The sequence below is a fragment of the Pantoea sp. GM_Pan_4 genome (genome assembly GCF_026541005.1).
Taxonomy (GTDB): Bacteria; Pseudomonadota; Gammaproteobacteria; order Enterobacterales; family Enterobacteriaceae; genus Pantoea; species Pantoea dispersa.
In genome coordinates this window covers 92,373-104,000 of record NZ_JALNUZ010000006.1, presented here as the reverse complement: position 1 = coordinate 104,000, position 11,628 = coordinate 92,373, and the positions used below count along the sequence as shown (strand labels likewise).

General features: G+C 60.6%; 10 protein-coding genes. 6 read left to right on the top strand and 4 right to left on the bottom strand.

Features of this window, described 5'->3' with window-relative positions; translation table 11 throughout:
- Positions 1-136 precede the first annotated feature (136 nt).
- From OXR61_RS14355 to pstB, 3 genes are read left to right on the top strand one after another with little or no spacing between them, the layout of a single operon-like run.
- Positions 137-2,230 (top strand): ABC transporter permease subunit, encoded by a 2,094-nt coding sequence (locus tag OXR61_RS14355; protein WP_021506584.1) that lies wholly within the window; start codon positions 137-139, stop codon positions 2,228-2,230.
- Positions 2,227-3,825 carry a phosphate ABC transporter permease PstA gene (gene pstA, locus OXR61_RS14350; protein WP_021506585.1) on the top strand — a complete coding sequence of 533 codons (1,599 nt, stop codon included), beginning with the start codon at positions 2,227-2,229 and terminating at the stop codon, positions 3,823-3,825. Before OXR61_RS14355 ends, pstA begins: the two co-directional genes overlap by 4 nt.
- Positions 3,826-3,837: 12 nt before the next feature.
- Positions 3,838-4,605: a phosphate ABC transporter ATP-binding protein PstB gene (gene pstB / locus OXR61_RS14345; RefSeq protein ID WP_021506586.1), complete on the top strand. Its 768-nt coding sequence runs from the start codon at positions 3,838-3,840 to the stop codon at positions 4,603-4,605.
- Positions 4,606-4,739: 134 nt separating this feature from the next.
- Here the strand turns inward: pstB and purN are convergent, their stop codons facing one another.
- Positions 4,740-5,378 (bottom strand): phosphoribosylglycinamide formyltransferase, encoded by a 639-nt coding sequence (gene purN, locus OXR61_RS14340; RefSeq protein WP_021506587.1) that lies wholly within the window; start codon positions 5,376-5,378, stop codon positions 4,740-4,742.
- Positions 5,375-6,415: a phosphoribosylformylglycinamidine cyclo-ligase gene (gene purM, locus OXR61_RS14335; RefSeq protein ID WP_021506588.1), complete on the bottom strand. Its 1,041-nt coding sequence runs from the start codon at positions 6,413-6,415 to the stop codon at positions 5,375-5,377. Before purM ends, purN begins: the two co-directional genes overlap by 4 nt.
- Before the next feature lie 239 nt (positions 6,416-6,654).
- On the opposite strand from purM, the gene upp reads away from it, so the two are divergent.
- From upp to hda, 3 genes are all read left to right on the top strand, one after another.
- Positions 6,655-7,281, top strand: coding sequence for a uracil phosphoribosyltransferase (gene upp / locus OXR61_RS14330; protein ID WP_010617600.1), 627 nt, complete (start codon positions 6,655-6,657; stop codon positions 7,279-7,281).
- A 218-nt stretch (positions 7,282-7,499) separates the two neighbouring features.
- Entirely contained in the window at positions 7,500-8,783 is a 1,284-nt protein-coding gene (gene uraA, locus OXR61_RS14325) for a uracil permease (RefSeq protein ID WP_031279414.1), read from the top strand.
- Positions 8,784-8,875: 92 nt separating this feature from the next.
- A complete protein-coding gene (gene hda / locus OXR61_RS14320) occupies positions 8,876-9,577 on the top strand; it encodes a DnaA inactivator Hda (RefSeq protein ID WP_031279417.1) in 702 nt (233 codons plus the stop codon).
- Here hda and arsC read toward each other — a convergent pair.
- Both arsC and OXR61_RS14310 read right to left on the bottom strand, forming a co-directional pair.
- Positions 9,574-9,921 carry an arsenate reductase (glutaredoxin) gene (arsC, locus tag OXR61_RS14315; RefSeq protein ID WP_021506591.1) on the bottom strand — a complete coding sequence of 116 codons (348 nt, stop codon included), beginning with the start codon at positions 9,919-9,921 and terminating at the stop codon, positions 9,574-9,576. The genes hda and arsC overlap by 4 nt on opposite strands.
- 194 nt (positions 9,922-10,115) lie before the next feature.
- On the bottom strand, positions 10,116-11,579 hold the full coding sequence (locus OXR61_RS14310) for a M48 family metallopeptidase (protein WP_021506592.1): 1,464 nt from the start codon (positions 11,577-11,579) through the stop codon (positions 10,116-10,118).
- Between the last annotated feature and the right edge of the window lie 49 nt (positions 11,580-11,628).

Sequence of the window (11,628 nt, the reverse complement as noted above, 5' to 3'; positions counted from 1 at the left end):
CGCAAAATTGCGGTTCCGCTCAGTGTCCTCCACCATTATGGCGAGAGTATGGCAGCCTTGTCCAACCTCAACAGTTGTCTTATCAATCAGCTACGGGCAACATAGCGGCATAACTTCAAGGGTAACTCTGGCCTGCATGAGCATAAATCGTATTCCTGTCCACTTTAGTGACCGTCGTCGACGCGCCATCGATCAGTTCGTGCGCCGCATCGTCACGGCCTGCGGTGTGGGAATTTTACTGCTGATGCTGCTGCTGTTCTTCTGGCTAATCTGGGTGGTGATGCCGCTGTTTAGCGCGCCGGGCATGCAGCCGACGCTCAGTCAGCAGCTGTGGGACAAAGCCCCGGCGCTGGCGCTGGGCAGCGAAGGCCAGCTCGGCTGGCGCATCAGCCGCAACGAAGCGCGCTTTATTCCGCTCGACGGCCAGCCAGCGGGCGACGCGCTGGCACTGAACGGCCAGCCGCAGGCGGCGGTGACCAGCAGCGACGGCAGCAGCGTATTGCTCAATATGCAGGGCGATCTGTTGCTGATGCAACCGCTCATCCACGGCCAGCACGGTGAATGGTATTTCCCGCTGGGCGATCGGCCGCTGCATCTGCCGCAGGGCGCGGTCAGCCAGATGGCGCTGGCAGTGCCGGGCGATCACCAGTGGCGCATCGCCGCACAAACGCCGGCCGGTATCAGCCTGCTGACCTTTGCCGGCCAGAAACGCGTCGACCAGATTGTATTGCCCGGTGAGCAGGCCGACCTGATGCGGTTGTCGCCGGACGGCACGCTGCTGTACACCAGTACCGGACGGCTATTGCGGGTGTGGCAGATTACGCCGCAGGGCGCGCAGCTGCGGGAAACCCAGACGCTGACTCAGCAACCGCGCAGCCTGCAACTGCTGGCGGGCGGGCGCAGCTTACTGATTCAGGATGCGCGTGGCATTCAGCAATGGTTTGCCATCACTGGCGACCACGGGCCACGGCTGCAGCAGATTCACACCTTCACGCACAGCGCGGGTGTGCTCGGCATCGTGCCTGAGGCGCAGCGGCGCGTTTTTGCCAGCTTTGACGCGCAGGGCGTGGTGCGCCTGTTCGCCAGCAAGCAGGCGGGCCCGATTGTCACGCGCCAGCTGGCCGCGGGCATCAGCGCGCTGGCGTTGTCTCCGCGCGGCGATAGCCTGATCGTCGAACGTGCCGGACAGTGGCAGCAATTCGCGCTGGATAATCCGTGGCCCGATTTCAGCTGGCGCAATCTGTGGCAGAAAATCTGGTATGAAAACTATCCGCAGCCGGACTGGGTATGGCAGTCCACCGCCGCCGGCGACAGCTATCAGGCCAAATTCAGCCTGATGCCGCTGGTGATCGGCACGCTGAAAGCAGCGTCGCTGGCGCTGCTGTTTGCTACGCCGCTGGCGCTGGCGGCGGCGATGTATACCGCATGGTTTATGTCGCCGGGCCTGCGCCGCTGGGTCAAGCCGGGCATTGAAATGATGGGCGCGCTGCCGAGCGTGGTGATTGGCCTGATCGCTGGCGTGTGGCTGGCGCCGCACATCAGCCGCGCGCTGCCTGGCGTGATGCTGCTGCCGCTGGTGCTGGCCGCCACGCTGCTGGTGTGCGGCGTGCTCAGTCCGCGTTTGCCGGCGCGCTGGCGGCGGCCCGGTTTTGAAGTGCTGCTGCTGATGCCGCTGCTGTTACTGGTGACGTTACTGACGCTGTGGCTGCCGACACTGTGGTGGCCGCAGATGGGCGAACAGTTGGCGCACTATGAGCAGCGTAACCTGCTGGTGGCGGCGCTGGCGATGGGCTTTGCGCTGGTGCCGCTGATCTTTACCCTGGCGGAAGATGCGCTGTTCAGCGTGCCGGTGGCGCTGGGGCAGGGCTCGCTGGCGCTGGGTGCGACACCGTGGCAAACCCTGACGCGCGTGGTGCTGCCGGGCGCGTCGGCAGGCATTTTTGCCGCGCTGATGATCGGCTTTGGTCGTGCGGTGGGCGAAACCATGATTGTGCTGATGGCCACTGGCAACACGCCGGTGAGCGAAGGCGGACTGTTTGCCGGGCTGCGCGCGCTGTCAGCCAATATCGCCATTGAAATGCCGGAAGCCGCAGCGGGCAGCGCCCATTATCGCATCCTGTTTCTCAGTGCGTTGCTGCTGCTGATATTCACGCTGGCGATCAACACCGTGGCGGAACTGATTCGTCAGCGGCTGCGCCAGCGCTACAGTCAGCATGAGGGGCAGGCATGAGCGCGCTGCGTCAAAACGATCGCTGGCGCTGGCTGACTGCCGGTGCGGTCGCCGTCTGCCTGCTGGCATTTACCTTATTAATCGGCCTGCTGGGCTGGCAGGGCGTCAGGGCGTTCTGGCCGCAGCCGGTCGATCAGTATCAGTTCCAGCCGCCGCAGGGGGCACCGCTGATGGTGCTGGGTGAAACGCTGGATCGCCAGCAGCAGGGCGATCGCTGGCGCTACGTAGTGAAAACCGGCAACCGCGATTTTGCCGCGCCGGATTTCCGCGTCATCGTCAGTCAGGGCGAAGCGCAAACCCGACGCCCGGCAGAAGTGCTGGTGCTACAGCGACGCAGTGGCGGCAATGCCTACGGCTGGCTGGTGGAGCTGCGTGAAGACAACGAGGTACTGACCGCGCGCGACCGCGATGCACTTTTGCAGCAGCGGCTGAAGCAGGTGCATGAGCAGCTGCGCCAGGCGAGCAACATCCGGCGTATTGAAATGGCGCGCCTTAACGCGCAGCTGGAGAGTCTGCAACAGCAGGCTGACGAGCAGCGGCGCGGTGGTCACTTCAGCCTGCAGGATCAGTCAGAACTGGATGCCAACAGCGCGGCGCTGCATAAACGCTTCGGCGCGCTGGCGCAGCAGCTGGCGCATCTGCAGCATGAAAGCCAGCGCGATACGCTGGTGCTGCGCGACGTGCAGGGCGACGATCATCTGATTCCGCTGGCGCAGGTGGTGGCCGCCTGGTATCCAAACAGCCTGAGCATCGGGCAGAAAATCGGGCATTTCCTCAGTCAGATCTGGCAGTTTGTCAGTGACTCGCCCACCTCGGGCGGCAGTGAAAATGGCGCGCTGCCGGCGATTTTCGGCACTGTTTTGATGGTGCTGCTGATGTCGGTGATTGTCATGCCGCTGGGCGTGGTGGCCGCCGTCTGGCTGCACGAATACGCCGGGCGCAACGCGCTCACCCGGCTGGTGCGCATTGCGGTGGTGAATCTGGCTGGCGTGCCGTCGATTGTGTATGGCGTGTTTGGCCTCGGCTTTTTTGTCTGGCTGATTGGCGGCACCCTCGATCAGCTGTTCTTCTCCCGCTCGCTGCCCAATCCTACCTTCGGCACGCCCGGCCTGCTGTGGGCGGCGCTGACGCTGGCGCTGCTGACGCTGCCGGTAGTGATCGTCGCCACCGAAGAGGGGCTGTCGCGTATTCCGGACAATCTGCGTCAGGGCTCGCTGGCGCTGGGCGCAACCCAGGCAGAAACCCTGTGGCGCGTGGTGCTGCCGCTGGCGGTACCGGCAATGCTCACCGGCCTGATTCTGGCGGTGGCGCGCGCCGCCGGCGAAACCGCACCGCTGATGTTGGTGGGCGTGGTCAAAATGGTGCCAGAGCTGCCGGTCGATGCGGTGTTTCCTTACCTGCATCTTGACCGCAAATTTATGCATCTCGGTTTTCAGATTTACGATCTGGCTTTCCAGAGCCCGAACATCGACGCCGACCGACCGCTGGTGTATGCCACGGCACTGCTGCTGGTGGCGATCATTCTGTCGCTCAATCTGCTGGCGATGGTGCTGCGCCATCGCCTGCGCGAGCGCTACCGGTTAATGACGCACTAAAAAGGTTTACACATGACGCCCGATTACGCTATTGCGCTCACCGTTAATCAGCTGTCGCTGTGGTACGGCGAACGCCAGGCGCTGAATAACATTGATTTGCAGATCCCGAAGCATCGCATCACGGCGCTGATTGGGCCCTCCGGCTGCGGTAAATCGACGCTGCTGCGCTGCTTCAATCGCATGAACGACGTCATTGATGGCTGCCGCATCGAAGGTGAGATTCTGCTCGATAGCCACGCGGTGATGCAGGCGAACCAGGATCTGCCGGCGTTGCGGCGGCGCATCGGCATGGTGTTCCAGCGTCCGAATCCGTTCCCCAAGTCGATCTATGAGAATGTGGTTTACGGTCTGCGCTTGCAGGGCGTGCGCGATCGTCGCGTGCTGAATGAGGCCTGCGAGCGCGCGCTGCGGGCGGCGGCGCTGTGGGGCGAAGTGAAAGATCAGCTGGGGCAGAATGCGCTGACGCTGTCGAGCGGTCAGCAGCAGCGTCTGGTGATTGCGCGCGCCATCGCCATCGAGCCGGAAGTGCTGCTGCTGGATGAACCCACCTCGGCGCTGGATCCGATCTCGACGCTGGTGATTGAAGAGTTGATGACCACGCTGAAGCAGCATTTCACGCTAGTGCTGGTGACGCACAACATGCAGCAGGCCGCGCGCGTATCCGATTACACCGCGTTTATGCATAACGGGCAGCTGGTGGAGTTTGACGAAACCGACCGGATTTTCACCGCACCGCAGGCGCGGCGTACCGAGGATTATATTACCGGCCGGTTTGGGTAAGTATTGTCAGGTTAGCGCGAAGAATCGCGCCGCTACGAAATGTGCAATAAATCAGGCAGTAATAAAACCCGGCACAGCCCCGTAGCGGCGCAATTTATTGCGCAATTCCTGCAAGCGCACGGCGCCAAGGTCAATCAATCGTGCGCATAACCTTCCGGCGGCAACGGTTCACCATCTAACCACGCTTTGCCCGCGCGCATCTGCAAGCGTCCTTCGACAAACCAGCTGATCACCAGCGGGTAAATCGCGTGCTCCTGATGCTGCACGCGGGCGCTGATCTCAGCTTCGTCATCGTCAGCAAATACCGGCACGCGCGCCTGCAGAATGATCGGTCCACCGTCCAGCTCGTCAGTCACAAAATGCACCGACGTCCCGTGTTCCGCGTCCCCGTTCGCCAGCGCCTGGCGATGCGTATGCAAACCGGGATATTTCGGCAGCAGCGACGGATGAATATTCAGCAGACGATCGTGATAGTGCGCGACAAACGCCGGGCTCAGAATGCGCATATAACCGGCCAGCACCACCAGATCCGGCGCATAAGCGTCGATCTGCTGCATCAGCTGGCGGTCAAAGGCGTCGCGATCGGCGAAATCCTGCGCGGACAGCGCGTGAGCAGGCACGCTGGCCTGCTGCGCCCGCGTCAGACCATAGGCCGAGGCTTTATTACTGAAAACGGCAGCCACGCTGCCGTTGATACGCCCGCTCTCGCAGGCGTCGAGGATGGACTGAAGATTGCTGCCGTTGCCGGAGATCAGTACAACCAGTTTCTTCATGGGTTAATAACCACACGCTCTTCGGCATCAGACGCGTTAATCACGCCAATTTTCCACGCCTGCTCGCCAGCCGCGGTCATCAGCTGTACCGCTTTGTCGGCATCGGCCGGGCTCAGCGCAATCACCATGCCCACGCCGCAGTTAAAGGTGCGGTACATCTCGTGACGGCTGACGTTACCGGCCTGCTGCAGCCAGCTGAATACCGCCGGCCACTGCCAGCTTTTCTCGTCAATCACCGCCTGGGTGTTATCCGGCAGGACGCGCGGAATGTTTTCCCAGAAGCCGCCGCCGGTCAGGTGAGCAATGGCATGCACGTCCACCTGCTCAATCAGGCTGAGGATATTTTTCACGTAGATGCGGGTCGGCGCCAGCAGGTGATCGGCCAGCGGTTTGCCTTCCAGCTGTTTAGTGGTGGGATCGGTCTGGCTGACTTCAAGAATTTTACGCACCAGCGAGTAGCCGTTAGAGTGCGGACCGCTGGAGCCCAGCGCGATCAGCACGTCGCCATCCTGCACTTTGCTGCCGTCGATGATCTCGGACTTTTCCACCACGCCGACGCAGAAACCGGCCACGTCGTAATCTTCGCCGTGATACATGCCCGGCATCTCAGCGGTTTCACCGCCGACCAGCGCACAGCCCGACTGCAGACAGCCTTCGGCGATACCGGTGATCACCGCGGAGGCGGTATCCACATCCAGCTTGCCGGTGGCGTAATAGTCGAGGAAGAACAGCGGCTCAGCGCCCTGTACCACCAGATCGTTCACGCACATCGCGACCAGATCGATGCCGATGCTGTCGTGGCGTTTGAGATCCATCGCCAGACGCAGCTTGGTGCCGACGCCATCAGTTCCGGAGACCAGCACCGGCTCGCGGTATTTCTGCGGCAGCGCACACAGCGCGCCAAAGCCACCCAGTCCACCCATCACTTCCGGGCGGCGGGTTTTCTTTACTACGCCTTTAATACGGTCAACCAGATCGTTACCAGCATCAATATCAACACCGGCGTCTTTGTAGCTGAGAGAGGTTTTGTCGGTCACTGCGGAATCCCCACGCGATTGCGGTTGGTGGCAAAAATTAAGCGCGGCAATTCTACCAGTGCAGGCAAACGTTTGCGAGTCCCATCTCAGGGCACCTTTGCAGCGTGCTGATTTTTCGCTAATCCTTATTCTCAGGCGATTTGCGCACGTTACCTGACCAATCACCGGTGGCGCGGCGGTAAAAAGGCGGTATAATCCGGCGATTTTTTTTAGCTCAACTCAATTCCGGGAGAATAATCATGAAGATCGTGGAAGTCAGACACCCGCTGGTCAAACATAAACTGGGCCTGATGCGTGAGCATGATATCAGCACCAAGCGCTTCCGCGAGCTGGCCTCGGAAGTGGGCAGCTTACTGACCTATGAAGCCACCGCCGATCTCGAAACCGAGCGCGTGACCATTGAAGGCTGGAACGGTCCGGTCGACGTCGATCAAATCAAAGGCAAAAAAATTACCGTCGTCCCGATTCTGCGTGCTGGCCTTGGCATGATGGAAGGTGTGCTGGAACACGTACCGAGCGCGCGCATCAGCGTGGTGGGCGTTTACCGTGACGAAGAGACGCTGGAGCCGGTGCCTTACTTCCAGAAGCTGGTGTCAAACATCGAAGAGCGTATGGCGCTGGTGGTTGACCCGATGCTGGCGACCGGCGGCTCGATGATCGCCACCATCGATCTGCTGAAGAAAGCCGGCTGCAACAGCATTAAAGTGCTGGTGCTGGTGGCCGCGCCGGAAGGCATTGCCGCGCTGGAGAAAGCGCATCCGGACGTTGAGTTGTACACCGCGTCAATCGATCAGGGCCTGAACGAGAAGGGGTACATTATCCCGGGCCTCGGCGATGCCGGCGACAAGATTTTCGGAACCAAATAAATAAACCAGCCGGCCAGAGAGTCGGCTTTTTTTTGGCAAAAATACCGTTCAGTCAGACACCGTATCGACAGGATGCACATTTTGTAGCGGCGCGATTTATCGCGCTGATGCCGGGCAAGCTATGGTGCCCATCCGGACAAGGCGCAATGAATTGCGCCACTACGATAAGGTGCGGTGTTGACGAACGAGCATAAAAATAAACGTATAGGGGATAAATGATGACTCGCAGAGCCATAGGCGTTAGCGAACGCCCGCCACTGTTGCAAACCATTCCGCTCAGCCTGCAGCACCTGTTCGCCATGTTCGGCGCCACCGTGCTGGTGCCGATTCTGTTCCACATCAACCCGGCCACCGTGCTGCTGTTCAACGGTGTCGGCACGCTGCTGTATCTGTTTATCTGTAAAGGCAAAATTCCGGCCTATCTTGGCTCCAGCTTTGCCTTTATCTCGCCGGTGTTGCTGCTGCTGCCGCTCGGTTATGAAGTGGCGCTTGGCGGCTTTATCCTGTGCGGCGCACTGTTCTGCATCGTGGCGCTGATTGTGAAGAAGGCCGGCACCGGCTGGCTCGATGTCATGTTCCCACCGGCGGCGATGGGAGCCATCGTGGCGGTTATCGGTCTCGAACTGGCGGGCGTGGCGGCGAATATGGCCGGGCTGCTGCCCGCTGACGGCACCACCGCGGACAGTAAAACCATCATCATTTCACTGGTGACGCTGGCGGTGACGGTGTTTGGCTCGGTGCTGTTCCGTGGCTTCTTCGCCATTATCCCGATCCTGATTGGCGTGCTGGTCGGTTACGCGCTGTCGTCGGCAATGGGTATCGTTGACTGGAGCGCGGTGGAAAACGCGCCGTGGTTTGCGCTGCCGACCTTCTACACGCCGCGCTTTGAGTGGGCCGCGATGCTGACCATCCTGCCCGCAGCGCTGGTGGTGATTGCCGAGCACGTGGGCCATTTGGTGGTCACCGCCAACATCGTGAAGAAGGATCTGATTCGCGATCCCGGCCTGCATCGCTCGATGTTCGCCAACGGCCTGTCGACCATGATCTCCGGCTTCTTTGGTTCCACGCCGAATACCACCTACGGCGAAAACATTGGCGTCATGGCGATCACCCGCGTTTACAGCACCTGGGTGATCGGCGGTGCGGCAATCTTCGCTATTCTGCTCTCCTGCGTCGGTAAACTGGCTGCCGCCATTCAGGCGATCCCGGTACCGGTGATGGGCGGGGTGTCGCTGCTGCTGTATGGCGTGATCGGCGCTTCCGGTATTCGCGTGCTGATTGAATCCAAAGTCGACTACAACAAAGCGCAGAATTTGATCCTCACCTCGGTGATCCTGATCATTGGCGTCAGTGGCGCGAAGGTGCACGTGGGCGCCGCCGAGCTGAAGGGCATGGCGCTGGCCACCATCGTCGGCGTTGGCCTGGCGCTGATTTTCCGCGTAATCAGTCTGTTACGTCCGGAAGAAGTGGTGCTGGACGCGGAAGAAAAACGCGAGCTTTAAAGGATCCTGCGGGCAGGGAAGCCCGGTTCATCTCTGCGGAGGATCGTGATAAACTTGCCCGGTTTTCTGCCCGCTCATCCGTTGAGGTACTTCTGAACACGCCGGCACAGCTTTCACTGCCACTCTATCTACCCGATGATGAAACCTTTGCCAGTTTCTGGCCGGGGGAAAATCCGTCACTGCTGGCGGCGCTGCAGGGCGCGCTGGCGCAACAGCACGGCAGCTATCTCTACTTCTGGTCACGCGAAGGCGGCGGTCGCAGCCATTTGCTGCACGCAGCCTGCGCCGAAATGTCCGCGCGCGGCGAAGCGGTGGGTTATGTGCCGCTCGATAAGCGCACCTGGTTCGTGCCGGAAGTGCTGGAAGGCATGGAAAATCTGGCGCTGGTGTGCATTGATAATATTGAGTGCATCGCCGGCGAAGCCGAGTGGGAGATGGCGATCTTCGATCTCTACAACCGCATTCTGGAAACCGGCAAAACCCGCCTGCTGATCACCGGCGATCGTCCCCCGCGTCAGCTCAATCTGGGCCTGCCGGATCTGGCGTCACGTCTCGACTGGGGACAAATTTACCGCTTACAGCCGCTGTCCGACGAGGACAAACTGCAGGCGATGCAGCTGCGTGCCGGCCTGCGCGGCTTTGAGCTGCCGGAAGACGTTGGGCGTTTCCTGCTGAAACGCCTCGACCGCGAAATGCGCACGCTGTTTGACACGCTTGATCGTCTTGATCGCGCCTCGATCAGCGCACAGCGCAAGCTGACCATTCCCTTCGTGAAAGAGGCGCTGGGGCTTTAGAGAATCTCCAGCACCGCTTCCGGCGGACGACCAATGCGGGCGCGGTCGCCCTGAATCACAATCGGCCGCTCGATCAGTTTTGGATGCTTCACCATCGCCTGTAACAGCTGTTGTTCGCTGAGATCGTTACTGGCCAACCCCAGCGTTTTATAGATTTCCTCGCCGCGGCGCATCAGCTCGCGCGCGCTGTGCATGCCCAGCTGTTGCAGCAGCGTTTTTAGCGTATCGATGTCCGGCGGCGTGTCGAGATACAGCACCACCTGCGGTTCAATGCCCTGTTGCTGCAGTAGCGCGAGGGTTTCGCGGCTCTTGCTGCAGCGCGGATTGTGATAAATACGGACCATGTTTTTTTATCCTGGGTAATCCATTGTTGCCAGGTGCGCATGAATGCGCACCCTACGAATAACTGCTGGTGCGCATGAATGCGCACTCTACGAATAACTGCTGGTGCGCATGAATGCGCACTCTACGAATAACTGCTGGTGCGCATCAATGCGCACCGAAATCCTGCCGGTCATCCACCCGCGTAACCGGCTATTTACCCTTTTGCATACTGCTTAAAACGCCGCTGTAACTCGCGGAACTGGTCGATACGCGCATCGTAACGCGCCTGCTTCAGGCTGCCGAGCGGCACCTGGGCGCTGGCGCTGCTCAGGGTGGTGATGGCCTGATCGAGCTGGCCGTTCAGCGCCAGACTTTCAGCCCGTGCCGAAAGCTCCTCATCGCGCAGCCCCTGCGCGGCTGAGGCCTGCGCCAGTAAATCCCATGCGTTGAGATCGTCAGGGTGCGCAAAGGTGTAGCGGTTAAGGATGCGGCTGGCGTTGGCCGGCTGCTTCGCCTCGACGTAGGCGTTCGCCAGGTTAAGCTGCAGCACCGGACTGGTCTGGCTGCCGCGGGCGGCGTTCAGCATGCTGATGGCCTGCTGCGGCTGGTTCAGACCGATGTCGATATCGGTCATGATATCAAGGAACCACAGGTTATCCGGCTGCTTCGCCAGCAGCGGCGCGATGATCTTTTTCGCGTTGGCAAAATCTTTCGCCTGCAGGAACTGCACCGCTTTGCCGTACTGCGCCGCCTGCTGTTCCCGCGTGTTGCCTTTGGCGTACTCATTCAGCAAATCGTCAGTCAGCTGATTGCGACCGGTGGCGTACATACCCAGCGCGCGCACCTTCGCCATATAGAAATCCTGCGACGACTGCACCACCACCGGGCGCATCTGGTTGGCGCGGTTACGCGCGTCGGCCAGGCGGCTATCGGGCAGCGGGTGCGTCAGCAGTATTTCCGGTGGTTTTGACGAGAAGCGGCTTTGATCGGCCAGCTTTTGCAGAAACGCGGGCATCGCCTGCGGATCGAAACCGGCGCGCTGCAGCACCTGAATGCCGATGCGATCCGCTTCTTGCTCGTTGCCCTGGGTAAAGCTGATTATGCCCTGCTGCGTACCGGCCAGCGTACCGGTCAGTGCCGCCATCCCGGCCTGCGGGCTGGCCAGCGCCAGCAGAATCGAACCCAGCGCGCCGACCCAGGTGAGCGGGGCGCTGCGCTTTTGCTCTTCCATGGCGCGCGCCAGATGGCGCTGCGTCACGTGCGAAATTTCGTGCGCCATCACCGACGCCAGCTGGCTTTCGTTATCGGTATAGCGGAACAGCGACGAGTGCAGCACCACATTGCCGCCAAAGAAGGCGAAAGCGTTGAGCTCGTCATTCTGAATCAGGAAAAAGTGAAACGGCGTGCGCACTGAATGGGCGTGTGCCACCAGCCGCTGACCGAGTTCATTGATGTACTGATTAAGCAGCGGATCGTTGATCAGTGGCGCGCTGGCGCGCAGCTGGCGCACGTAGAAGTCGCCAATCTGCAGCTCCTGATTAATGGAGAGCGTGGAACCTGCTGTGGTACCCATGTCGGGCAGATTGTCGCTCAGATCGGCGCGAACACCGACCGCAGGCGTAAGCAGCAGCGCAGGAATAAGGGCCGCCAGCACTGATTTTTTCAACCGGTTAAACATGCCTTGATCCTGTAAAAGTCTCCTGCCATTGGACAGGAAAGTCATGCCA